General features: G+C 44.5%; 17 protein-coding genes. 8 read left to right on the forward strand and 9 right to left on the reverse strand.

Translation table 11 applies throughout. The features are described from left to right. The first annotated feature begins 188 nt into the window (after nucleotides 1–188). The 3 genes from QUB63_RS10170 to QUB63_RS10180 all read left to right on the forward strand — a co-directional run bounded on the left by QUB63_RS10170 (nucleotide 189) and on the right by QUB63_RS10180 (nucleotide 5,562). A complete protein-coding gene (locus tag QUB63_RS10170; RefSeq protein ID WP_332944889.1) occupies nucleotides 189–680 on the forward strand; it encodes a YajQ family cyclic di-GMP-binding protein in 492 nt (163 codons plus the stop codon). Nucleotides 681–1,406: 726 nt separating this feature from the next. Further along, nucleotides 1,407–4,202, forward strand: a complete 2,796-nt coding sequence (locus QUB63_RS10175) for an ATP-binding protein (RefSeq protein WP_332944891.1) — start codon at nucleotides 1,407–1,409, stop codon at nucleotides 4,200–4,202. Further along, nucleotides 4,192–5,562 (forward strand): diguanylate cyclase domain-containing protein, encoded by a 1,371-nt coding sequence (locus tag QUB63_RS10180; protein WP_332944892.1) that lies wholly within the window; start codon nucleotides 4,192–4,194, stop codon nucleotides 5,560–5,562. The genes QUB63_RS10175 and QUB63_RS10180 overlap by 11 nt, the downstream gene beginning before the upstream one ends. A gap of 387 nt (nucleotides 5,563–5,949) precedes the next feature. On the opposite strand, the gene QUB63_RS10185 is transcribed toward QUB63_RS10180, so the two are convergent. From QUB63_RS10185 to QUB63_RS10210, 6 genes are all read right to left on the reverse strand, one after another. Beyond that, nucleotides 5,950–7,614, reverse strand: coding sequence for a mucoidy inhibitor MuiA family protein (locus tag QUB63_RS10185; RefSeq protein ID WP_332944894.1), 1,665 nt, complete (start codon nucleotides 7,612–7,614; stop codon nucleotides 5,950–5,952). A gap of 402 nt (nucleotides 7,615–8,016) precedes the next feature. After that, a complete protein-coding gene (locus QUB63_RS10190) occupies nucleotides 8,017–9,465 on the reverse strand; it encodes an esterase/lipase family protein (RefSeq protein ID WP_332944896.1) in 1,449 nt (482 codons plus the stop codon). A gap of 618 nt (nucleotides 9,466–10,083) precedes the next feature. Further along, nucleotides 10,084–10,683 carry a Uma2 family endonuclease gene (locus tag QUB63_RS10195; protein WP_332944898.1) on the reverse strand — a complete coding sequence of 200 codons (600 nt, stop codon included), beginning with the start codon at nucleotides 10,681–10,683 and terminating at the stop codon, nucleotides 10,084–10,086. Between the two features lie 127 nt (nucleotides 10,684–10,810). Continuing rightward, on the reverse strand, nucleotides 10,811–11,701 hold the full coding sequence (locus tag QUB63_RS10200) for a methylenetetrahydrofolate reductase (RefSeq protein WP_332944899.1): 891 nt from the start codon (nucleotides 11,699–11,701) through the stop codon (nucleotides 10,811–10,813). Nucleotides 11,702–11,909: 208 nt separating this feature from the next. After that, nucleotides 11,910–12,920, reverse strand: a complete 1,011-nt coding sequence (gene trpS, locus QUB63_RS10205; RefSeq protein WP_332944901.1) for a tryptophan--tRNA ligase — start codon at nucleotides 12,918–12,920, stop codon at nucleotides 11,910–11,912. Nucleotides 12,921–13,322: 402 nt separating this feature from the next. Then, nucleotides 13,323–14,438: an HlyD family secretion protein gene (locus tag QUB63_RS10210; protein WP_332944902.1), complete on the reverse strand. Its 1,116-nt coding sequence runs from the start codon at nucleotides 14,436–14,438 to the stop codon at nucleotides 13,323–13,325. A gap of 448 nt (nucleotides 14,439–14,886) precedes the next feature. On the opposite strand from QUB63_RS10210, the gene QUB63_RS10215 reads away from it, so the two are divergent. The 3 genes from QUB63_RS10215 to QUB63_RS10225 all read left to right on the forward strand — a co-directional run bounded on the left by QUB63_RS10215 (nucleotide 14,887) and on the right by QUB63_RS10225 (nucleotide 17,811). Next, nucleotides 14,887–15,111 (forward strand): secretion protein HlyD, encoded by a 225-nt coding sequence (locus QUB63_RS10215; protein WP_332944903.1) that lies wholly within the window; start codon nucleotides 14,887–14,889, stop codon nucleotides 15,109–15,111. 170 nt (nucleotides 15,112–15,281) lie between these two features. Then, nucleotides 15,282–15,467 carry a hypothetical protein gene (locus QUB63_RS10220; protein ID WP_332944905.1) on the forward strand — a complete coding sequence of 62 codons (186 nt, stop codon included), beginning with the start codon at nucleotides 15,282–15,284 and terminating at the stop codon, nucleotides 15,465–15,467. Between the two features lie 133 nt (nucleotides 15,468–15,600). Further along, nucleotides 15,601–17,811 carry a peptidase domain-containing ABC transporter gene (locus QUB63_RS10225; protein ID WP_332944907.1) on the forward strand — a complete coding sequence of 737 codons (2,211 nt, stop codon included), beginning with the start codon at nucleotides 15,601–15,603 and terminating at the stop codon, nucleotides 17,809–17,811. A gap of 170 nt (nucleotides 17,812–17,981) precedes the next feature. Here the strand turns inward: QUB63_RS10225 and QUB63_RS10230 are convergent, their stop codons facing one another. The 3 genes from QUB63_RS10230 to cimA all read right to left on the reverse strand — a co-directional run bounded on the left by QUB63_RS10230 (nucleotide 17,982) and on the right by cimA (nucleotide 21,763). Next, complete coding sequence (locus QUB63_RS10230; protein ID WP_332944908.1) at nucleotides 17,982–19,247, reverse strand: serine/threonine protein kinase; 1,266 nt, start codon at nucleotides 19,245–19,247, stop codon at nucleotides 17,982–17,984. 43 nt (nucleotides 19,248–19,290) lie between these two features. After that, nucleotides 19,291–19,950 carry a Uma2 family endonuclease gene (locus tag QUB63_RS10235; RefSeq protein WP_332944909.1) on the reverse strand — a complete coding sequence of 220 codons (660 nt, stop codon included), beginning with the start codon at nucleotides 19,948–19,950 and terminating at the stop codon, nucleotides 19,291–19,293. A gap of 199 nt (nucleotides 19,951–20,149) precedes the next feature. Then, complete coding sequence (gene cimA, locus QUB63_RS10240; RefSeq protein WP_332944910.1) at nucleotides 20,150–21,763, reverse strand: citramalate synthase; 1,614 nt, start codon at nucleotides 21,761–21,763, stop codon at nucleotides 20,150–20,152. Between the two features lie 117 nt (nucleotides 21,764–21,880). Between cimA and QUB63_RS10245 the strand changes: the two genes are divergently transcribed. Then, on the forward strand, nucleotides 21,881–22,219 hold the full coding sequence (locus tag QUB63_RS10245; RefSeq protein ID WP_332944911.1) for a 2Fe-2S iron-sulfur cluster-binding protein: 339 nt from the start codon (nucleotides 21,881–21,883) through the stop codon (nucleotides 22,217–22,219). 430 nt (nucleotides 22,220–22,649) lie between these two features. Then, on the forward strand, nucleotides 22,650–23,768 hold the full coding sequence (gene thiO / locus QUB63_RS10250; RefSeq protein WP_332944912.1) for a glycine oxidase ThiO: 1,119 nt from the start codon (nucleotides 22,650–22,652) through the stop codon (nucleotides 23,766–23,768). Nucleotides 23,769–24,307: the final 539 nt, after the last annotated feature.

A 24,307-nucleotide genomic window follows, 5' to 3' on the forward strand; every position in this document is an offset into this window, starting at 1 on the left:
ATTAGTCATTAGTCATTAGTCATTAGTCATTAGTCATTAGTTAAGAAACACTTAATTAATGACTAATTACCAACTACTAACTACCAACTACCCATTACCCATTACCAATTCCCAATTCCCATTACCCATTACCCATTACCAATTCCCAATTACCCATTACCAATTACCACTTTACCAATTACTAATTTATGGCTGCTAATTATTCATTTGATGTTGTCAGCGAGTTCGACCGGCAAGAATTAGTTAACGCTGTTGACCAAACAGTGCGGGAAATTCAAAGCCGCTACGATTTGAAAGATACCAAAACCACCGTGGAATTGGGCGAAGAATCAATTACTGTCAATACGGACAGCGAATTTACGCTCGATGCAATTCACACTGTTTTGCAAACAAAAGCCGCCAAGCGGAATTTATCTCTGAAAATTTTTGATTACGGCAAAATTGAACCTGCTAGCGGCAGCCGCGTCCGTCAAGAAATTAAACTAAAAAAAGGACTCACTCAGGAAATCGCCAAACAGATTACTAAGTTAATCCGCGATGAGTTTAAAAAAATTCAAGGTTCGATTCAAGGCGATGCAGTGCGGGTGTCTGCTAAAGATAAAGATGATTTGCAGTTGGTAATTCAACGCTTGAAGCAAGAAGATTATCCGGTGGCTTTGCAGTTTACAAATTACAGGTAAATTTTTGAAAGCTAAGTATGGGATTCCCAGTTGTGCGATCGCACTTCCTTTGCACTTGCTGGGATTGGGCCACCCTACTTTGCTGCAAGCTGATGCGGATGCTGGCTAGATATTTGCACCCAATCAACTTGTTATCTCTTTGGCAATAGACTTGAGTACAATAGACATCTCCATAAATTCTTGTGGAACAGGCGGCATCCTGCCTGTTCAAAACAGGCTTTTTGCCAGAAGTCTAATCAATATTCTCAGCGTTCCGAACAAATCGATTCAGTCAAGCCTCAAGGTACTGATGAAATAAGGGTTTGGAAGCTCTCCTACAGTTGCATTACTTTTGGGAACTGGTATTGCGCGCAGAAACTCTCATCAACCGGGTTTGATAGCGGGGCGAATAGCTATAACGATGTTTTTTCGTCCATCAAGCCCGGTTTCTGCGTCCAAAACTATATTTTACGTTTTTTTAAGTGGATCTACTTAGCTGCCGAAAGATTGCGGTTAAAAACAGCCAATGACGAATCGATAATTTTAGAAGTATATTGGTTAGTCAGATGGCGCAGGGGGGGGCGCGAGTTTGATATGGCTCAGAGAATTTACTGCCTGGAGAAACAAATGACTGTGGTTTGAGGGTTTACCTGCCTTTTCGTTCCAGAAGCAAACTTGTCAATCAACCATCGCTCATCCAAATCCCACCGGAAAGTCCCATAAGGGGAGATCAACCCCCGATCGCCGATGATTAACCATCGCCCCAATCAATCCAAAAAATCCCGACCAATCCCCCTGCGATTAGTATTAATTGTCCCCTTTGTCTTGCAAATTGTCGGCGCAGTGGGGCTAGTTGGCTATCTTTCCTACCGTAGCGGGCAAAAGGCCGTAGAAAATTTGACGAATCAGTTGATGGATCAAGCAACAAATCGGGTTTTCGATTATCTCCATATTTACCAGGGAAAACAACAAGAAGCTTCATCATCCAGTCATCGCGCCGTTCAGCAGGGTTTGCTCAATGCCAACGACTTCGAGCAATTACGGAATCACTTTTGGCAGCAGCTTAACCTATATCCGTCCCTGTCAGCCAACAATTACTTATTCGCTAATGAAAGGGGAGAGGCGATTGGTTATTCCCGGATTGTCAGTCAAGAGACGATCGAACAAGCCAAAAAGCTAACTGGGGAAAACCTAGAAATTGGTACTATTCTCTTCACCGAAGTCACACCTTCCAAGCTAACCCAGCGAAACTATTATTTGGCTGACCACCAAGGAAGAGCCAAGAAACTGATTTATTCATTGGCGGTAGATATCCGCCGCACAGACTGGTATCGGGCTGCAAAAGCGGCCAAAAAACAAACCTGGTCCCCGATTTATGTTTATCGGGTGCTGCCAACATTGGGTATGAATGCTGTAGTTCCTGTCTATGATGCTACGGGAAAGTTTCAAGGCGTTTTTAACAATAGTATTATTTTGTCTGATATCAGCACTTTTTTAAGTCAACTAAATTTTTCGCGCTGGGGACAAACCTTTATCATGGAGCGTTCCGGCGATCTAGTTGCTACATCCACTCTAGAGCTTCCTTATGTGAATCACAACCAGAAACCGCCAACTCGTTTAACCACTACTGAAAGTCGGGATGGGTGGACAAAAGCGATCGCCACTCACCTCCACCAGCAATATAGGGATTTCGGCCAGATTCCAACTCATCTAAACTTCAAAGTACCAGTTAAGGGAAACACACTATTTGCTCAGGTTGTAGCTTACCGAGATCAATATGGTCTGGACTGGTTATTGGTGACGGCGATCCCAGAGTCTTACTTTATGGCAGAAATTAATGCCAACACCAATACAACAATTTTACTTTGCCTATTGACTTTAGCGCTCGCCACAGGATTGGGAATTGTTACCTCAAATTTGATTGCAGCACCGATGCGGCGGTTGAGTCAAGCCAGTAGAGCGATCGCTAGTGGTGAACTCAGTCAGCTTGTGGAGGTAAAAGGCGTTTTTGAACTAGAAACCTTGGCAGACTCTTTTAATCAGATGGGAGAACAGTTACAAACATCTTTTGAAACTTTGGAACAGCGTGTAGAGGAGAGGACGGCAGAATTAGCAGTTGCCAAAGAAAAAGCCGAAGTAGCCAATCAAGCCAAAAGTACATTTATTGCCAATATGAGTCATGAATTGCGATCGCCCCTCAATGCCATTCTCGGCTTTTCGCAATTGATGGTACGCGCCAACAACCTCCCAGCCGACCATCATGAAAATGTCGGGATCATTTATCGTAATGGCGACTACTTGCTGACGCTAATTAATAATGTTCTGGATTTATCGAAAATCGAAGCGGGTAAAACCACCCTCAATCCTCAAGACTTTGACCTGCATCGCTTGCTCAATGATTTAGAAGATATGCTGCATCTGCGGGCAACCAATGCAGGTTTAAAGTTGCTTTTTCAGCGTACTGAAAATGTCCCCCGCTATATCTGTACTGATGAAGTAAAACTGCGTCAGGTTTTAATTAATTTACTCAGTAATGCGCTCAAATTTACTTGGATTGGTCAAATTACTCTCAATGTCTTTCAGGGAGAGCAAGAAACAACAGATGTTTTTCAGATCCATTTCAGGATTCGCGATACTGGGGTAGGTATTGCACCTGCAGAACTGCCAAAACTCTTTGAGGCCTTTAGTCAAGCACAAGCCGGAAAAGAGATGCAGGAAGGAACGGGTTTAGGTTTAGCAATCAGCCGGAAATTTGTGCTACTGATGGGTGGGGATATTTCGGTAGAAAGTGAATTAGGAAAAGGCACAACTTTTCAATTCAATATTCAGGCAAAATTGGGTCAGCAAACAGTCACCAATAGTTTAGAATCACATCCAAGAGTGTTGGAGCTTGCGCCGGAGCAACCTACCTACAAAATCCTCACAGTAGATGATAAAGCGATTAATCGACAATTGCTAATTAAGTTGCTGAGTCCCTTGGGATTTGAGGTGAAAGAAGCTAGTAACGGACAAGAGGCGATCGCCCTTTGGGATGAATGGGAACCGCACCTGATTTGGATGGATATGAGGATGCCAGTTATGGATGGCTACGAAGCGACAAAATATATTAAATCTACCACCAAAGGCAATGCTACAGCTATAATCGCGTTAACGGCGAGTGTGTTGGAAGAAGAAAAGGCGATCGTGCTTTCGGCAGGATGTGATGACTTTGTTCGCAAACCCTTGGCTGAACACATTATTTTTGATGCACTAGCCAAGCATTTGGGAGTCAAATATATCTATGCAGAAACACAACTGCCTACATCCGAGGATTTAACAGAGAGCGTCTTGACATCGCAACACCTCACCTGTATGCCTCAACCATGGATTAGTCAACTATACGAAGCTGCTCTTGAGGCTAATAGTAATTTGGTTATACAACTGGTAGGAGAAATTCCCAAAACAGAGAGTTATTTAGTAAAAACGCTGACACAACTTGCCCGTAAATTTCAATTTGAGCAGATTGTTGATTTAGTTGAACCCCTGATAAGCAATGAATCTTAATTATGAAATCGCAAATAAAGGTAATATTCTAATTGTAGACGATCTGCTCGAAAATCTACAATTACTAAGCGATGCGCTCCTCAAAGTCGGCTACACTGTTCGCAGCGTCACCAGTGGGCGGATGGCACTGAAAACGGTGAAGATAAAGCGACCCGATGTGATTCTTTTAGATATCAAAATGCCAGAAATGGATGGTTATCAAGTCTGTAGAACTCTCAAAGCCGATGCAGATTTCCGCCACATTCCAGTTATTTTCATTAGTGCTTTAGATGATGTCTTCGACAAAGTAACCGCCTTTGAGTCAGGGGCTATAGACTACATCACCAAACCATTTCAAATCGAAGAAGTAGTGGCGCGTCTGGAAAATCAGTTAACCATTCAACGCCAGCAGCGTCTTCTCGAACAAGAAAATATTAAGCGCAGAGAAGCAGAAGAGGTACTTTATCAATCGAGGGCTTTACTTGCTAGTGTTTTGAATAGTTCCCTTGATGGTATTGCGGCAATGCAGGCTGTTCGTAACACCGAAACTGGGGAGATTGAGGATTTTCGGTGTTTAGTCGTCAACCCCGTGATTTCTAGAGCTTTTAACAGTAGGCGTGAAGAGATGATTGGTAAATTGGTACTCAAAAAATTCCTGAATCGTGTTGCTCCAGAACTATTTAATCGCTTTGTTAATATTGTCGAGATGGGGGAACCTTTAGAACAGGATTTTTACCATCCATCGGGAGAATCTTGCTGGTTTCACTTCGTAGCAGTCAAGCTAGGAGATGGTTTTTCCGTTACTATCCGTGATATTACAGCACGCAAACAAATAGAATTGGCTTTCCAAGATGCCAATCAAAAATTAGAAGAACTGGCCAATCTAGATGGTTTAACTAAGGTGGCTAACCGTCGCTGTTTCAACAATCGCCTTCTATGTGAATGGCAAAGCCTAGCGCGAGAAAAGCAGCCACTTTCTCTAATTTTATTGGACGTTGATAAATTCAAGTCCTACAACGACTACTACGGTCATCTGGCTGGGGATGATTGCTTAATTAGAATAGGGCAAAGATTACAAAAAGTAGTCCGTCGTTCCACGGATTTAGCAGCGCGTTACGGTGGAGAAGAATTTGTGGTACTCCTCCCGAATACGAATTTAGAAGCAGGGATTAAGGTGGCACAAAACATTCAGCAAGGAATTCACGATATGGCGATTCCCCATGCAGAGTCTGATGTGAAGGAAATCGTCACAGTCAGTTTGGGTATTGCCTCACTCATACCAAAGCTGGAAGTTAAACCAGATACACTGGTAGCCTGTGCAGACAAAGCTTTGTACGATGCTAAACAACAGGGGCGCGATCGCTGGAGTACAAATTGTTGAAAAATCGGGGCGTTTTTTGAGGAAGCGGACATTATACCGTTCGACAGGACTTTGCGCCCGTTGTAATTAATCCTGGTTTGTTCTTTTTCACGGTCAGATCGTCAAACTTTTGATAATGAAAGTGTGACATCTTCAGTCCCCTGACGCTTCCGCAGATGGTTGAGATCCTGCCTTTCTCACAGGATGGAAATAGGGTTTGTTCAGTTGACAGTTGACAGTTGACAGTTGACAGTTGAAAGCGACCTCTACCTGGAAGGAAGAGGATTGGAGTAATTAATAGTCTTCTTTTAATTTCTTCCTAAAAGGGTTCCGGCTTTAAACCAATTCTTTCTGGTGAAAGAGGAAGAAGCTGTAGCTGGCGCTACAACTTAAAAACATAAATCCTAATTAAATATCTAAACCGATGACTGTTAACTCGGGAGGATGTTCGACAACAAACTGGTAATATAACTCTTGCTTGGCTTGCGGCGGCAGAGAGATTATCCATTCCAGCAGTCCCATTTCACCTGCTACTATCTTCGGATTAGTGATAGTCAGCCGCACTTTTATTTGCTCCTTTCGACTGACGGGCAGTTGCTCTTTTAACGTCAACTTGGCAGGCACTTGTTGCAAGTTGGTCACAATTAACCGATAGGCGTAAGTCGTGCGCCGCTGATTGCCGATCAGTTTTTTATCGACTTGTCTTTCCACTAATTCCCGCTCAATTTTTAATCCTTCATCTATTCCTAAATTCAGTTTAAATTCTTCGCCCTGGGAAATATTGTCTAACTGTAAAGTACCGACAAAAGTGTTGTCGCGAAAGATATTTGCTTTACCGGGCAGCAGAGTTGCACCTGTCATCGGATTGGTGACTATTGCTTGTAAATATGCGAAACTGACTAAACGCGGAATAGCGATATATTCAGGTTTAGAGGGATAATTCTCACTGAAAATAGTGACTTTGTGCGGCGTGCCGTCGCTGGGAATATTGGTGTTTCCTCCTACTTGAAATGAGACGGTGCTGCCTTCTTTAGATACTGTTGCTGTCGCGGTTTGAGCAGCTATGGGCTCGGGTGCGGCAGCAGCACTGCGCATAGCCATCATTGCAGATTGTGGCTCATTTTCCATCTCAAATTCCATATAATCTGTTCCCATTTCTGCTTCCGCAGTCTGTCGGTACTGTTTTCTCATAAATTCTGGGGTTGGAGCAGATTTTGGGCGAACAATATCGATAAACCAGGGTTGGAGTTTTGGCGGCAAAGTTCCCATTCCGGGTTTTGCTGTGGATAAAGTCAGCGCTACTCCCGTCCAATCTTCGCCTGTTTTTTGATTGACTTCGGCTAGGTAATTGAGATTGATTTGGTTGTTGGTAGTATTTACTCGCAAGTCGTACAGGGGAGTCCAACAGGCCCGCGTGACTACATAGGAAATTTCTAGTTCAAAATTGCCGCTGCCGCTGGGTTCGATCGCCACAATGATGTTAAAACTTTGGTGGGAATGGGGAGTTTGTACTTGGCGCAACTGCTGGCGCAAAGCTTCTATTTGCTTGTTTAATTCGCGCTGCTGTCTTTCGTGTTGAGCGATCGCACTTACGTACTTTTTATAATTACTGCCTAAAAAATTGAGCAATTCGCCGGTTTCGTTCAAACCAATCTGCTGTTTGGCGATGTTGCTAGCAAAGGAACCGACACTTTTTTCGCTCAAATTCTCGACGAATTTGAGTTGAATTTTTCGCGAGGCGATTTGATCTTCTATGGCACGTTTTTGGGTTTCTAACTCTTGGATTTGTTGGGTTAATTCGGCGATGCGATCGCCCGCAGGTTCGCTGTGAAACACGGTTTCGGTGTGCACTCCCAGCAATCGCACGGCGACTGTACCCGCGCCGGTAGCCCTGACTGACTCGGTTTCGAGGGTTGTGGGGAGAGAGGCTACAGTCAATTCGCGCTCGTTTCCCGTCAGGGCTACTGTGCCGCGGCGGGTGATCAGGGCGCGATCGGTGTACGCGGTAACTTCTGAAATTCGGGATTCTACTATTTTGATATTATCGCGATCGAGTAAATCTGAATCAGTCATTGCTACTAATGCCTTTACGAAACTCTTTTAGTGCCGCCAGGGGCGAAGCCAACAAAATGCAGCGCTTCAACACAGATAAGTCTAACTCAGACAGCAATTCGCTGCTAGCAATCCGCTCATCTTCTCAAAAATCATGGGACTGTTGCATAAATTTTGAAACCTGGTATAAACTCAATTGTACAACTACCGACTTCACAAAACCTTTCCTGAGCCGGTGCAATCTCCGCCTGGATACTATCTTGTTTATGCGATCGTACTGCTGCGACTGCGACAGATTCCCAATCTAAATTTTACAGTACCTATAAAAAAAATACTGCTGAAAAGTTTCTGACTTATACCAATAGCAGTCCCGCTATATTTGCGGTAAGAACCAGATCGACGGGACAGCCACCCTTTCTTCCTCTACAGAGCTTCCCTTGGCTTCTCTGCAAAAGTTAAAATAGTATTTTCTTTCGCTCTGTTTATTGGCATTGGTTCGCGATTCAGACGAATCTCAATAAGAGTAGTTGTAAAAGGGCAGAAAAATTTAACTTCTGCCTTCAGAAGATGATCTAATTTCAATTGTGCATCCCATGTTCCGTCTGACTCTTGTGGCTCGCCCTCTACTGTAATTTTTCCACTTCCATAACCGTAATAAGCCACAAGGCTAGTTCCCGATGAAACAATCAACTTCATAGATAATTCAGAAAGGCTTTCTAGCTTCAGTTTATTTAGATTGACATGAAAGCATCGCAGACTTTTGTCCCTAGCGTATGTATGAACGTGTAAATCTGATTGTTCATCCAACCAAATTTCTTTTCCATCTGGATCATCTCGATCCTTCATAGAAAACTGAACATTCCATTCTGTAACTGGATCGAGACGCTCATCTACAACACGAATAATAAACTGTTGCCATTCTTCCCATTGATCTCCTTTTTTATTTTTCAGGATATCCATATGAGATTGAGCCTTAGCTGTCCACGTACTAAAACTATCTCGATTAGAAACCTTTAGAGCTGCTACCACCAAATCAACCAAATCTTTGCTAGGGTTCTTCACAATTGTCTCGTGATTGTGACCATCAATTAGCACCAGTGGAATATCAATCTGGTTTTTGGGATGTTCGTCTGCTTTGCCTCGTTCTTTTAAAGGCTTGTCTTTATTTTGAGATGGATCTTGCGTCAAATCAAGAATAAATTTGCGGCTGTTAAGAGCGCAACCTGCCCATCTGACAGTACCATCAGACCCAGGAGTATTAGCTAATCCCTTCACTCCGTCATATCCCTGATTGCCACAGAAAATAAACACATAAGGCGTCTTGTTATCTTCGTCATAGTAGGGTTTATCTTCTGGTTTATTTTTGGCAGAGCCAATTAAGTCAAGATGAGCAAGATCCCAAGTGAAACGACTACCTAATTCAAGATTATCTAAAATCAGATTTCCAGCTTCGAGAAAATCAGGCCCAAGTATTTGATTTCCCTTCATAACCGAACCAAGCCAACTTCTTCCTTTATGGGCTAAAGGAGAGCCAAAAGTTGCTGGTGCTAATCCAATCAAGTGTTTAAGGCGACTGCGACGATTGACATCAGCAGCATAGGCGTAAGTAGTTAACCAAGCGCGAATAACCAGCATTCCAGTTGAATGAACAATGGCATCAAATTCTTTATCTTCAATATAGGAGCGAAGCACTCGGTCAAATGCTTCAGCAATATCTTTGATGGTGATCTCATTAGTAAGAGATTTATAGCTAGCTGTATGGATGACTATAACATTTTTGTTTTCGGGGTGACTTTCAAGAATTTTTTCCCATTCATCAAAAACCTTTGAATTAGCTGAGTAGCCGTGTATGAGAACTATGGGGCGCTGCATAAGTTAAGTCCTTAATTTGAACGTGATTTCGACGATGCTATAGCAGGAGGTAGGGCAACTAAGCCTTTTTGGTTAATTGTTTAATCATTCATTATCTGTTCTAAATTTTCGCAACCTACTATTAAGATACTTCCTAACATCAATTTGTGATTTTAGGAAGAAACAGCCTTTTTTTTCGGATTGAGGTATCAAACAAACACAGCCAGAATATCTCAATCCCTTTGATACCAGCATCTACAACTGTTGTAGCGCTCGAACCGAGCGATCGCCCAGTCGCATTTTCGAGTGACACTCATTTGAGCGACAGTCATCCGTGTCACCCCTCCACTTTCAGTGCTGCTAACGGGATTCTGTGAGTTGAATGCGAAAAATGCGATCGCCTTTGTGGCAAGTAAATGGCTGGTACTACGGGTTTATTATTGTGTTGCGACTTCTGCGGGACTAACACTCTCAGTTTTCTGTGCCAAAGTTTCCTGAACGAGCCAAGCAGTTATATCATGTCCGGTAGATTACTATAACAAAAACGGAACGCACGTGCGCCCGAAAGTCCGCTCTTATTGTGCGGACAGTAATTCAATGTTACCTCAGCGGATCGAGGCCAGCTAAATCCAATATTTGTCAAGTTTGGCGATCGCCCATGCCTCTAGAAAACTCCTCAAGCCCATCCAAAGGCGAAGCAAACAAAATGCAGCGTTTCAGCAAAGACAAGTCTAACTCTGGCAGTAATTCGCTGTTTGTAATTCGCTCGTAACCCTGTTCTCGCAAATGGTAAAGTTCTAGCGTTCCATCTTCCCAAAACCAAACTTCCGGCACACCCATCAGCCGATATTTCTGAAGTTTAATCGGACTGCCGCTAGTAATCACCACCTCAATACACAGATCGGGAACATCTTTTCTATTCCCGATACAATAAGATAAATCTGCCTGATACTCGACTTGACCCTCAACAATCTGGCTGTAAGCACCGCTGGGAAAAAATTGTATTCTTCTGAATTGAAAATAATTTATCAGTAGCGCTGCTATCAGACATCTTGTTTCCTCATGAGGTTTACTAATGCCCACAATTTCTAACACTCCATCACAGTAAAATAAGCGTACATTCGGCACCTTCTCAAAGCTAGCTTGAATAGCCTTGAATTGATGCCATGTTAAGCCGCGTACAATAAAATGCTGCTCGGCTGTGGGAGATGACGTTGGATTGTCTATAGTTTGAACCATGACTGTCCTGTTTATTTCAATATGTTAGCGGGGGAGGGCGGGTTTATTATCTTATTCATTTTGGACAGGGATGGTTGGTAAAACCCGCCCCTACGGTATATTGTTTTTTCCGCTTGCTTGCTCAATGTTAGCTCAGCGGCTCGATTCCCGCCAAATCCAAAATTTGCGGAATCAAGTCTTCTCGCTTGACGGCCATCACGTGCACTCCTTGGCACAAATCCCGCGCTAGCTTGACTTGTTCTGCCGCAATTTTTATGCCTTCCTGCAAGGGTTGTGGGGATTTTGCCAAACGGTCGATCGTCTCTTGCGGTATGTGAACTCCGGGCACGTACTTTTTAATAAATTCAGCATTTTTGGCTGACTTAAACAAAAAGATTCCTGCTAAAATTGGTTTGTTGCAGCCAGCAGCAATGTGGTGCATAAACTTATCCAAAATGTCAAAATCTGTAATTAATTGACTCTGAAAAAACTGGGCTCCAGCTTCTACTTTTTTCTCAAATCGGCTTTGTAAACCCGACCAACTGGGGCATTGCGGATCGACAGCGGCACCGACAAATAAATCGGTAACTCCGTCTGTTAAAGCTTTGTCGTTCCAGTCAAAGCCGCCGTTCATTTTTTGAATTACTTGCAGCAGGCGGACTGATTCTAAATCGAATACACTTTTGGCTTTGGGATGGTCGCCGGCTTTGACTGGATCGCCGGTGAGTGCCAAGATATTATGGATGCCTAAAGCGTGGGCTCCCATGAGATCGGCTTGCAGGCCTATTTGATTGCGATCGCGACAAGCAACTTGACAAATCGGCTCAATTCCCCGCTGCAATAGAATTGCCGAAACTGCTAGCGGACACATTCGCAGCACTGCGCGGCTTCCGTCTGTGATGTTAATGGCGTGAACTCTGTTTTTGAGGCGTTCAGCCATTTGAATTGTGTGAGTCATGTCGCCGCCTTTTGGTGGAGCTACTTCGGCGGTAATTATGAATTCTCCGGGGGTGGTGCAGGCTGTGCGAAAACGGTTCATAGTTAGTTGACAGTTGACAGTTGACAGTTGACAGTTGACAGTTGACAGTTGACAGTTGACAGTTGACAGTTGACAGTTGACAGTTGGCAGTTGGCAGTTGGCAGTTACTACTAATAACTAATAACTAATCACTAATCACAACTAATAATTACTACTGACTACTGACTACTGACTGCTGACTACTGACGGCAGGACTGATGACTGCTGACTAATTAGGTAGAGAATAACCGAAAGCAGTTTTTACCTTAGTCAAAGTTTGGTTGGCAATAGTTTCTGCTTGTTCTCTGCCGCGACGCAGTACAGATTCTAAATATCCCGGATCGTCCATTATTTGCTTGTATTTATCCTGAATTGGTTTGAGTGCATTAATTGTTGTCTCTGTCAACAATGGTTTGAAATCTCCCCAACCCATGTTTTCACATTCGGCTGCTACTTCTTCCTTTGATTTGCCGGAAAGCAGGAGGTAAAGTGTCAGCAAATTTCTAGCTTCGGGGCGCTCGGGGTCGTCGAAAGTCAAGCCCCGCACGGCATCTGTTTTGCAGCGCTTGATTTTTTTGGCGATCGTATCTGGCGAATCTAATAAGTTAATTCGACTTTGTTCGGAAGGGTCAGATTTTGACATTTTGCGCGTGCCGTCAGTCAAACTCATCACTCTCGCGCCGTCAGTCCGAATTAACGGTTCGGGAAGTTTCAAGACTGGTTTTTCGGGTGTTCCGAATTGGTGGTTTAATCTGATGACAATATCGCGGGTGAGTTCCAAATGCTGTTTTTGGTCTTCTCCTACGGGCACTTTGTCGGCATCGTAAAGCAAGATGTCTGCTGCCATCAACACGGGATAATTTAGCAAGCCTGCGTTGACATTTTCGCCTTGTTTAACTGCTTTTTCTTTAAACTGAATCATATCTTCGAGCCAGTTAATCGGCGTAATGCAGTTGAGCAGCCATGCTAGTTCTGTGTGCGCCGAGACGTGGGATTGCACGAAAATAGTAGAATATTCTAAATCAATGCCGCAAGCTAAATAGAGAGCGGCGATGGTGTAAGTGTCGGATGCTAGAGTTGCTGGATTGTGCGGTGCGGTAATTGCGTGCAAATCGACTACGCAAAAGTAATTTTCGTACTGGCTTTGACCTTCTACCCAGTTGCGAATGGCTCCGAGATAGTTACCGAGGTGAAGATTGCCTGTTGGCTGAACTCCTGAAAGAACGCGCTGTTTGCCCATGAGGAAAGAATAGAATTGAAGTCACATTTCTATATTGACACGTTATTTTGATTTAAGATACTTTTGGTTAAAATTTACATTTTGCACCCTTGTCAGGAACGGGCTTCTAGCCCGTTCCACTTTTAAGACATCTGTAGGGAGACGGCATTGTCCATTAGTGTCAATTTTATGTCTTATGTAGTACAGGTCTACTGTCTGACGATTAAGGCCCGATCCCCCCTAACCCCCCTTAAGAAGGGGGGAACTGGAAGTCATCAAAGTCCCCGCAACGATTCGGGGGATTGAGAGGATCTGGCAAGAGGCTATAAACGAGAGATACAAAGGTTTGCGGTTTTAAGTTGACAGGTTTTGGGCATTGCCGTGTCCTCAGCCGCAGCATTTAAGAAATGGGTTTGAAAGCTATTACCAATCTGTCAGCAACCTTGCTTTGCGCAAAATAAATGTCAGCACTGTTTCTTGATTGGTAATAATATCGGCTCTGCCCTCCATTCCGGATTGAATTGAATACTGGCGGGGGACATTTACCTGGGAGTTTCCGAAGAATTGACCGCTGGTGGAGTTGAGTTTTGTTAAATAGGTTTGTTGGGGTTTAATTGCTACTTCGTAATAGGCTGTACCTAAATTGTTACCGGGATTTTGAGGCGCGATCGCATCTGGGGCGATTTCGCTGACTGTTCCTTTCAATGTGCCGTAGTCGGGGAAGGGTAAAGCGGAAATTCTGATCTGTACGGGTTGGCCGATTTGGATGCGGGCGATGTCTTGGGATGTCACTTTGGCTTTGACTACTAAGGGTACGTCGCTGGGGACGATTTGGGCGATCGCGCTGCCTGCTTGTACGGTTTGACCTGTATTTCGGACTTCCAATCTGAGAATTGTACCATCAGCGGGCGCGCGGATCACGCTATTTTCGAGTTTTGACTGAATTTGATTGAGTTCTTTTTTAGCTTGAATTAATTGTTGTTGAATGGACGATCGCTTGACGAGCAAAACCCGCCGACTTCTGCCCAGTCTCTCGGCAACATCCGGCTGCGATGCGGCGATTTTTACTAAAGCGGATTCGACTAATTCCTGTGCCGCTGGACTTTGATTTTGGATGGTTTGAAATTGGCCGCTGGCCAAAATTTGATTTTCCAAGTCCCGCAGTTGCTGGTTGATTTGCCCTGCTGCGGTTTGAGACTGATTGATTATGTCTTGGAACTGCTTTTTTTGAGTTCCCAAACGCGAAGCGTCTACAACTGCGATCGCATCTCCTGCTTTCACTGTCTGATTTTCGCTGACAGCAATGCTTTCGACGTTTCCATCGGTTGCTGCTTGCACGAGGCGCACTTCTCCGGCTGGACGGACGATCGCGTCTGCTTTGACTGTAGCGCTGTATTTGGTGACGCTAGCAAGGGCGATCGCCCCGCCAAAGGTCGCCACCATCAAAATTCCCCCCAAAGTCGTCCAGCGGCTGACAGGGGGCAAAAACTGGTCGTTATCAAAGGTTTCTGCGGGTGTGGGTTCGGGAGTGCGAGACATGGCGGCTACTGGGGGTGAGGGGGAATCGTTTTGAGTTTTGAATTTTGAGTTGGGGGAGGATATTTTTGAGTTTTAATACCAGTTCAAAAAAAGAATGCAACTGTAAAACAGCTCCAAACCCTGATTAAATCAGTCATTCCCAAATTTCAAAGGGTATGAGTTGGAAGAAGGAGAGATCGATCGCCTAATTCTTTTGTCAGATTTATTTTCAGCTTTCCGGATACCAAGCATAGGTTTAGAAGTCTCAATCAAAATTCACAGGGTCAAGGTCAAAATCCGCACAGCTTTGCCGCACCCGCCCGCAAATTTCCCCAAACATCAAGAATGGTGAAGCCAGCGGGCAACAGCCATGAAAATAAGGCGTTTGGGCAATGAGTTTTGGCACTGTTACCCGGTTTTTCTGGTCGCGGTACGTAAGTAACTATATATGTCTTAATAGGAGTTCCTTATGCCGGACAATCAACAAGATTCACTCTTTACCGAACTAACCGATCGAGAATCTGCGACTGTCAGCGGTGGCAGCATTACCAGCGGTATCGGCGGTGCTAACAGCAACAGCGACACCAAGAACAGCAGCAATGGCGTCAATACGCTGTTTTTCCTGCCACAGCCGAGCCAGCTTTATCTGTACGATCCGAGTCGCGATCGCCCTTACAAAACCCTAGTGGTTTAGATAAATGAGTCAGGTAGTGCGATCGGAATGAATTTTGAAAATTTATCAGTAATATTCCGGAAGTCGCACAGCACTTGAAGAACTATGAGTTAGTAATTACACGAGACTATATAAATTTTATAAAATTTCTAGTTCTCGTTCAATCTTATCAACTTAAATGGAGTCACATCATGCAAGAAACAAAGGACAATTCACTGTTTGCTGAACTCACCCCTGAAGAATCAGCTAGCGTCAACGGCGGTTACTATTATTCCAATCGATACAACTGTCACCGGCAGCGGCGGCGCAGTTGGGTCGTGTACCGCCGGAATTGCGACGGTTCATACAGAAGAGTAGTCCGCTACGGCTACTACTAAAGTTTACTGCTGTCAATTCAGCTCTAGAACTGTGGAGCAAAAAAGCACCCATAACTTTATGGGTGCTTTTTGCTGATTGGGTAGTTGGTGATGAGTAATCTTCATTATGCTCTACCATTATTCATTTTGCAAAATGTTAAAGAACATCCCTTTGATCGGCAAAATGCCATTATTCGGACAAATCAACAGGTTTAAGAAATATCAGGTTGTTCTCCAGCAGAGCGAAGAAGATTGCGGGGCGGCTTGTCTGGCTTCGATCGCGAAATTTTACGGACAGAATTTTACAATTAGCCGCTTGCGAGAATGTGCGGGCACCGGCCAAAAGGGGACGACTTTGCTGGGCTTGAAACAAGGTGCTGAGGCGGTGGGCTTTAACGCTCGATCCGTGCGAGCAGCGGCTGCTATTTTAGACAAAATTGACGAAGCACCTTTACCGGCAATTATTCACTGGAGCGGGTATCACTGGGTGGTTTTGTACGGAAAGCAGGGGAACAAATATGCGATCGGCGATCCGGCTGTCGGTATGCGCTATATTTCCAAAGAAGAATTAGCAGCAGGTTGGACAGATTGGCTGTGCTTGCTAGTAGACCCAGATCCCGATCGATTTTTTGCCGAAGCAGACGGTCAACCGCCCGCGAATTCCGTACAAAAATGGATGCGCCGGATTGGGATTTACCGCCAGATTTTAATCGAAGCATTGTTGCTAAATGCGGTGTTGGGTTTGCTGTCAATTTCTTCGCCTTTTCTAGTGCAACTGCTCACCGACGACATTTTGGTGCGGGGCGACACGCAACTTTTGGCAAGTGTGGCGATCGCAGTTATAGCTATGAACCTTTTTAGCAGCAGTTTAGGACTGGTACAGTCGAACTTAATTGCTCAATTTTCCCAGCGTTTAGAGTTGGGATTAGTGATGGAATTCGGGCGCAAATTCCTGCGATTGCCTTTGAGCTTTTACGAAACCCGACGCAGCGGGGAAATCGTCAGTAGATTACAAGATATCCAAGAAATAAATAAATTAGTTTCTCAATTTGCTATCAGCTTGCCCAGTCAATTTTTTATAGCTGTAGTTTCTTTTATTTTCATGTTATTTTACAGCAAAGAACTGACGCTAGCAGCTACAGTGATGGCTTTGTTCATGACCGCTTCTACAGTAGTATTTATGCCCGTATTGCAGCAAAAAACTCGGAATTTATTTGTGCTGGAAGCAGAAACTCAAGGCGTTTTAGTAGAAACTTTTAAAGGCGCGCTCACTGTGAAAACTACTAGCAGCGCCCAGCAACTTTGGGAAGAATTTCAAGGCCGATTCGGTCGCTTAGCAAATCTCACTTTCCGCACTACGCAAATTGGCATTCTCAATAATATATTTTCGGGTTTTATTGCTTCTGCGGGCAGCATTGGCCTGCTGTGGTTGGGCAGCGGTTTGGTGATTGACAAGGTATTGAGCATCGGTCAGTTGCTAGCGTTTATTAGCATGAATCAAAACGTTACTACTTGGGTGAATTCCTTGGTCGAATTTACTGATGAAATGGCTCGCGTCCAGACAGCAACTCAACGGCTTTCGGAAGTCATCGACGCTGCGCCGGAAACTAAAAATGATAGCAATAAACCAGTTGTCACGATTCAGGATCGCGACGCTATTGTTTGTAAGAGTGTTAATTTTCACTACCCCGGCAGACTTGACTTGCTGGAAAATTTTTCTGTCACGTTTCCGGGCGGTCAAGCAATTGCTTTGATCGGCTATTCCGGCTGCGGGAAAAGTACGCTAGCTAAAGTAATTGCTGGTCTTTATCCGCTGCAATCTGGTAATGTTAGAATTGGCGGTTACAACTTGCAGGATTTGTCTCTCGACTGTCTCAGACAGCAGGTGGTTCTAGTTCCCCAAGAAGCGCATTTCTGGAGCCGTTCGATTCTCGATAATTTTCATTTGGGCAGTCCAAATGCCAGCTTTGAACAGATTGTGAAAGCGTGTAAGATTGCGGGGGCGGATGAATTTATCAGCCAATTACCTGATAAATATCAAACTGTTTTAGGGGAGTTTGGAGCGAATATTTCTGGGGGACAGAGACAGAGATTGGCGATCGCCCGCGCCATTCTCAACAACCCGCCAGTATTGATTTTAGACGAATCTACCGCAGGGCTAGACCCCGCCAGCGAAGCGGAAGTCTTGGAGAATTTGTTGATGCACCGGCACGGGAAAACCACGATTTTTATCAGTCACAGGCCGCGAGTGATCGATCGCGCCGATTGGATTATCATGTTAGAACGCGGCAGGTTGAAACTGCAAGGATCTGCTGCAAAATTGCGATCGATTCCGGGAGATCATTTAGAGTTTTTGCATCCTTAAACAAGTGAGAAATTATTAAATCCCCGACTTCTTCAAGAAGTCGGGGATTTGAGTATTCTGTTGTCATCAATCAATCTGACATATACCATTGTGTAATCCAGGCATTTAATTCACCCGTGCGAGGATTGCGTACACTGATTGCTTGAGTCATGGGATTAAACTCTGCCTTCCTATGGCATCATCCTTTCAGCAAACCGATATTTTTTGCCTTCCTTAAAGGCGGTAAAACTTTGCCCGTCAGGGCTAAACATTACAGAGAAACTATCTGTATCGCCATTTTGATGCATTATTATGTGAACTTCAATCGATCGTGCCCTAACGTTGCTTTTTTTCCAAACACCCCGCCACAGATTGCTTGCACTCACAGTTCCGTCGGCGGAAAATCTCCAGGGAACTGGATGGTAAAATCCAGGTTCTGCCCCCACTCGCCACAGAGTGTTGTTCACCATGGAAAATATTTCGTTCACATCAGAAGAGTCTCTAGTCATAGGAGCTTGTTGAGCCACAATCAGTGTTCCAAGCGATGCCATGATTCCAAAAATGACTAGGCTGCCAAATATAACCTTTGTTGGTTTAGAATTGGTGAAATTCAACCCTTTTCCAAGGATACCGTTTTCACCACCAATGTCAATTGGCTGAAGTTCCTTCAACGCAATAGCCGCATTAGGATAGCGAGTTTTAATGCTGGTAGATACCATTTTATCTAGCCAGTTAACAAACTGAGAATTCAATCTAGGTAGCTTCTTTTTAAATTGAATGCGACTGTGCTCATCGAGTAAATTTCCAATCTCGGTTGATTTTGTTTTTGTTAATAAACAAATTAGTGTCATTCCTAAACTATAGAGATCGGATGATTCTGTCAGTTCACGATTGAATAGTTGTTCTGGTGGCATAAATCCCATTGTGCCTTTAACAACACTGCTAACTGTTGTATCGTCACTTGTGCGGGCAAAGCCAAAGTCTATGAGATAAGCTGCGATCTGTCGTGAACGATTAACCAGGATATTTTCTGGCTTAATATCTCTATGGATAATAGAGGGAGAGTGCTGCTGTAAATAGACAAGAATATTCAATATCTCAATAGCAATTTGCTTAATTTCCTGTGGTTCAAAATGTTGAGAGTGAGACAAAGGAACAGCTCTTTTGTATTCCTGAATTAAGCAAAACCCGTTCGCAGTTTCAAATGAATTAAGATATAGGGGGATGTTAGGATGATCGAGCGATCTTAATATCTTAAGTTCTGCTTGATAAGCATTATACCCAGCCCAAGAGGTTGTGCTGGTTGCAAATTGAAATTGCTTGATCGCAACAGCTTTTTGATCTTTTATTTGAATTGCTTTGTAAGTAACTCGACCTCCAGAGCGATTTTCCCCTAGAACTCGGTCAACCTGATATCCTTGAGAACTAAAGTCTGGATACTCATTTGTGGATTGCATATCTATAAAAGTAGGGTAGTATTATGATGGCACACTTTGATTTTCAGTTGGATGCAATGTATTCCCGACCAAACCTCTGCACTTCTCGCAACACAGTCAGATCCGTCTCCGTTTTTCGCAGTTCAATCCACTGATTCAACTGGTCAACGTTCACCATAGGAAAAGCGTGGCTGTTAACTGCATTTGTGTACTGCCCATCCTGGAGCAATTGAATGCTCAATACCTGCCGCCGATACAACCAGATTTCTGGAACTTCCATTGCCCGATAGATAGACATTTTGCTGGCCCAAGAACTGGCAATATCTACTTCCAATGCCAAATCGGGGGCAAGACTTTCAGAAGCCTTCGTCTCCATCCCTTGCCCTCGTGCGGCATTTTGGATGTAGAAACAGGTATCTGGCTCAATCCCGCGATCGATGCTTTCACGATTCAGCGTGGTTGAACCAAAATCATTTGCCTCCATCCCCAACTCCATTGCCAGCATTGTAATGATTTTTGCCAGCAGTCGATTGACAATTTCGTGCGGTTCTCCTGGCATCCTGATCTCCAATACTCCCTGGTTATAGGCAATGCGAGTTGAACGATTATCTCCCAAGTCTTGCAGCAACGCTTCATAGGTTTTCCAGGTTAGCCCTGAAACGCTCATGGCACTACCAGGAGTCAACTTAATTTGATTGATTGGTGTCGCGATCGCTGCGGTCATGGGTTAGCCCTCTAGCGAATGGTACTTCTGTTTCTGAATTACTTGCATTATAGCGGTTCGGGCTGTGTATTTAGATTCCACATAGAAATAATCGTCAGGTGCGTCGCCATCAACAATCTGTCAGTAAAATCACAAATCTGGCAGCGAGGCACCCTACAATATATCGTAATAATGGGAATTTTTGCTATTTTCTACTCACTCAATGTACCCGGCAAACTAGGGCGATCGCCTCCTGATTTTCCAGCACCAAACCGTACTCCAAACCCTCAACAACCGCCTGACAAGAAGCATCCAAAATATTACCAGAAACCCCAACCGTCGTCCAACGATCTTGGCCGTTACTAAACTCAACCAACACGCGAGTTTTAGCAGAAGTACCCGCACCAGAATCCAGAATCCGCACCTTGTAATCTGTCAGATAAAAATGCGCGATCGCCGGATAAAAATTCACCAAAGCTTTCCGCAAAGCCGCATCCAAAGCCGAAACCGGGCCGTTTCCTTCCGCACATTCCAGAATAATTGTACCGTTTACTGACAATTTCACAGTTGCCAAAGCCGTACAATCTTCGCCAACCTTATCGCAGTGGACTTGAAATCCCGTAATTTCAAACCAGCGCTGTCGCTGCGACAAAGCCTCCCGCATCAACAATTCAAAAGACGCCTCAGCGCCCTCAAATTGATATCCCTGACTTTCCAAATCTTTCAATTTTTGCAGAATTTGGCGGCAAGCAGGGTTTTTGCGATCGAGCTCAATGCCAAAAGTCTTAGCCTTCGCCAAAACATTACTCAAACCAGCTTGATCCGAAATCACAATTCGCCGGATGTTGCCGACTTTTTGCGGTTCCAAATGTTCGTAAGTTAACGGATTTTTCTCCACCGCCGATACGTGAATTCCGCCCTTGTGAGCAAAAGCCGAAAGACCGACAAAAGGAGCGCGGTCATCGGGAGCAAGGTTGACAATTTCGCTGATCGATCGACTGACTTGAGTTAATTTAGCTAACTGCTCGTCTTGAATGCAATCATAACCCAGCTTGAGCTTAAAATTAGGAATCAAAGAACACAAATCAGCATTACCGCAGCGTTCTCCGTAACCGTTAATAGTTCCCTGTACCATCGTCACGCCTTCTTGCACGGCAGCTAACGCATTAGCAACCGCAACTCCCGAGTCGTTGTGCGTGTGAATTCCTAACTGTAAGGATGAGGCGCGATTAGTTCCCAAAGCTGCTAAAACATCGCGAACAACCTGACTGACTTCGTGAGGCAAAGTACCGCCGTTAGTATCGCAAAGCACCAGCCATTCTGCACCGGCATCCGCCGCCGCTGCTAAAGTTTTAATCGCATAATCGGGATTGTGTTTGTAGCCGTCAAACCAGTGTTCCGCATCGTAAATAACGCGCCTTCCCTGACTCCGCAAATATTCAATTGTATCTCGAATCATCGCCAGATTTTCTTCTAGCGTCGTCTTCAAACCTTCAATCACGTGCAAATCCCACGACTTGCCGAACAGCGTTACCCAGCGAGTACCTGCAGACAAAATATCCTGCAACATTTCATCATTTGCTGCCGTTCTTCCGGGCCGTCTAGTCGAACAAAAAGCGACTACTTCGGCTTGAGTTAACGGCTGTTCTTTGAGCCGCCAAAAAAATTGTACGTCTTTAGGATTCGCCCCCGGCCAGCCGCCTTCAATAAACGGAATTCCTAAACTGTCTAACTGTCGAGCAATTCGCAGTTTATCTTCGAGAGATAAGCAGAGTCCCTCGCACTGAGCGCCGTCTCGCAGCGTGGTATCGTAGATCCAGAGCCGATTTGTCATGGGATTTTGCGATCGAGAAATTGGTAATATATGACTTACCATATTAGAGGAATTTATGGGAAATTAATGCGACAATATATAGGAAAATTAACATAAATCTAATTGGGGTAAATTGCTGTGGTTGAGGTACAAGCGCAAGGAAAAACATTTGAGTGCGATCGCGCATCCAATCTCCGTGAAGTTTTGCTGAAAAACGGCATCGATCTCTACAATGGCAACGCCCAAGTCATCAACTGCCACGGTTTGGGGACTTGCGGCACCTGCGCCGTCAGCGTCGAGGGCGAAGTTTCCGAGTCCGAGTGGCGCGAAAAAGCCCGACTTTCGGTTCCTCCCCATTCTCCCGCATCGAACCGCCGTTTGTCCTGCCAGACTAAGGTTTTAGGCGATATTAAGGTGACAAAATATGACGGTTTTTGGGGCCAGGGCTCGGAAACTGTGTGGAAACCTCAAGGATAGATTTTTTGTGCAGGAAGGCCGATCGGACGATCGCCTTGCAAGATAATATGTAAGACTTGCCCAAAAATTCTCCATGTAAGGTGCACACACCAGCCATTAGTGTCAACAAATACGTCAAATCTAGCATGAGTCTGCTGGCTGACGATAAAGCTTTCGATCCCCCCTAGCCCCCCTTAAGAAGGGGGGGACAAGAGCGTCTTGGGTTCCCCGTATCGTTGCGGGGAACAAGAGCATCAAAGTTCCCCCTTCTTAAGGGGAACCAAAAGCACTCAAAGTCCCCCTTCTTAAGGGGGATTTAGGGGGATCGGGCCTCGGTTATAAACGAGAGATAAAAAGGATTTTAAGCGATTGTTGATACCAATGCACGCCAGCACCTTAATCTCAAGAAAGCCCCGAGGTAAAACAAGCCAGAAAGTCCATAGAAAAGTTAATGAATTCATCTCAAGATATTCTGATTGTGGGCGGCGGAATTATCGGCCTTTCCCTAGCAGTTGAACTGAAGTTGCGAGGGGCATCTGTCGCCGTTCTCACCGCCGATTCTAAACAACCGACGGCCCGGGCCGCAGCCGGAATGCTCGCCCCCCAAGCCGAACGAATTCCCCCCAGTCCGATGCTGGATTTGTGCTTGCAAAGTCGCGCGCTGTATGCAGCCTGGGTGGAACGGCTAGAAGAGATTACGGGGTTGAAAACGGGATATTGGCGATCGGGAATTCTCGCGCCCGTGTGTCAAAATGAGTCTCAAGAAAAGCCGCTTTTGTCAAACCTTAATTCTCAATGGTTGGACAGAGATGCTGTTCGCCAACATCAATTGGGATTGGGTGATGAAGTAATTGGGGGTTGGTGGTATCCTGACGACGCTCAAGTGGACAACCGCGCTTTATTTCGGACGCTTCAAAGCGCAACTAATGAATTGCAGATTGAGATTATTCAAGACAGTGCAAAGGAAATTATTCGGCAGGGAAACCGAGTTTTTGGGGTTGAAACAACGGCAGGAAAATTGCAAGCAGATTGTTATGTTTTGGCGGCAGGGCCTTGGTGTGAGAAGTTATTGAATGTTCCGGTTTTTCCCAGAAAGGGGCAAATGCTTTCGGTATGCGTACCTGAAGATTTGGGAGTGATTCAGCCGCTGCAAACAGTTTTATTCGGGACTGGCATTTATATTGTGCCGCGTCAAGATGGTAGAATTATTATTGGGGCAACTAGCGAAAATGTGGATTTTACCCCAGGAAATACGCCTGCGGGAATACAAAGTTTGTTAGCAGGAGCGATTAAGTTATATCCAGAATTGCAAAATTATCCGATTCGAGAGTTTTGGTGGGGATTTCGGCCTGCTACTCCTGACGAGTTGCCGATTTTGGGTGCGAGTGTTTGGGAGAATTTGACTCTGGCAACTGGGCATTATCGCAATGGCATTTTGTTGGCTCCGGTGACGGCTAAGTTGTTGGCTGATTTGATGTGGAATCAGAAATTAGATCCGTTGTTGGCTGCTTTTCATTATTCGAGGTTTGCATCTTCTGTTAGGGACGCAGAATCTCTATCTTTAGGGTGATTTGCGGTGCACTTGACTGGGTTATTTAGGGCGCGATCTTATAGCACCCGATCGCGTGTTTGATCGTTCGGACTTTAGTCCTCTCTTTATGAATAAAGAAAGACTAAATTCCTTACTACGAACTTAAACATTGCTAGAATATATAAATGTTGGGTTTGTTTATAAGCGGCCCAGTTTATAAGGTGCGGATCTATGAGATTGTCGATTTTTGTTGAGGGATTGTCAATGGAGCCGCACCCTACGGCTATTTGTGAATGAAGAAGGACTAAAGTCCGAACGATCGAACTTAATTTGGGTCAGACAAGCAATAGTCCAGATTGTTTTTATGTCGCAGTTTTAAACTCTTGATTTTGGGTTTGTAGCTCGGCTCGATCGCCCAAAAACTCTTATTTTACGGTTGGCAATCAAAAACTCTCCAAAATGTTGTTAAATATAAATAGCTTTATACTTGTTACTCTGATGCCTTTCAAAAGAGAACGGCTCAAAGCGAAACAACCAGCTAGCGGTTATTTGAAGCGAAAACTGCGACAAGTGATAAA

The sequence above is a fragment of the Microcoleus sp. ARI1-B5 genome, from assembly GCF_036705795.1.
GTDB lineage: Bacteria > Cyanobacteriota > Cyanobacteriia > Cyanobacteriales > Microcoleaceae > Microcoleus.

Excerpts from the sequence above, each read along its gene's own strand:
- QUB63_RS10170 (WP_332944889.1), top strand. The coding sequence starts at position 189 with ATGGCTGCTAATTATTCATTTGATGTTGTCAGCGAGTTCGACCGGCAA.
- QUB63_RS10175 (WP_332944891.1), top strand. The coding sequence starts at position 1,407 with ATGATTAACCATCGCCCCAATCAATCCAAAAAATCCCGACCAATCCCC.
- QUB63_RS10180 (WP_332944892.1), top strand. The coding sequence starts at position 4,192 with ATGAATCTTAATTATGAAATCGCAAATAAAGGTAATATTCTAATTGTA.
- QUB63_RS10185 (WP_332944894.1), bottom strand. The coding sequence starts at position 7,614 with ATGACTGATTCAGATTTACTCGATCGCGATAATATCAAAATAGTAGAA.
- QUB63_RS10190 (WP_332944896.1), bottom strand. The coding sequence starts at position 9,465 with ATGCAGCGCCCCATAGTTCTCATACACGGCTACTCAGCTAATTCAAAG.
- QUB63_RS10195 (WP_332944898.1), bottom strand. The coding sequence starts at position 10,683 with ATGGTTCAAACTATAGACAATCCAACGTCATCTCCCACAGCCGAGCAG.
- QUB63_RS10200 (WP_332944899.1), bottom strand. The coding sequence starts at position 11,701 with ATGAACCGTTTTCGCACAGCCTGCACCACCCCCGGAGAATTCATAATT.
- trpS (WP_332944901.1), bottom strand. The coding sequence starts at position 12,920 with ATGGGCAAACAGCGCGTTCTTTCAGGAGTTCAGCCAACAGGCAATCTT.
- QUB63_RS10210 (WP_332944902.1), bottom strand. The coding sequence starts at position 14,438 with ATGTCTCGCACTCCCGAACCCACACCCGCAGAAACCTTTGATAACGAC.
- QUB63_RS10215 (WP_332944903.1), top strand. The coding sequence starts at position 14,887 with ATGCCGGACAATCAACAAGATTCACTCTTTACCGAACTAACCGATCGA.
- QUB63_RS10220 (WP_332944905.1), top strand. The coding sequence starts at position 15,282 with ATGCAAGAAACAAAGGACAATTCACTGTTTGCTGAACTCACCCCTGAA.
- QUB63_RS10225 (WP_332944907.1), top strand. The coding sequence starts at position 15,601 with ATGTTAAAGAACATCCCTTTGATCGGCAAAATGCCATTATTCGGACAA.
- QUB63_RS10230 (WP_332944908.1), bottom strand. The coding sequence starts at position 19,247 with ATGCAATCCACAAATGAGTATCCAGACTTTAGTTCTCAAGGATATCAG.
- QUB63_RS10235 (WP_332944909.1), bottom strand. The coding sequence starts at position 19,950 with ATGACCGCAGCGATCGCGACACCAATCAATCAAATTAAGTTGACTCCT.
- cimA (WP_332944910.1), bottom strand. The coding sequence starts at position 21,763 with ATGACAAATCGGCTCTGGATCTACGATACCACGCTGCGAGACGGCGCT.
- thiO (WP_332944912.1), top strand. The coding sequence starts at position 22,650 with ATGAATTCATCTCAAGATATTCTGATTGTGGGCGGCGGAATTATCGGC.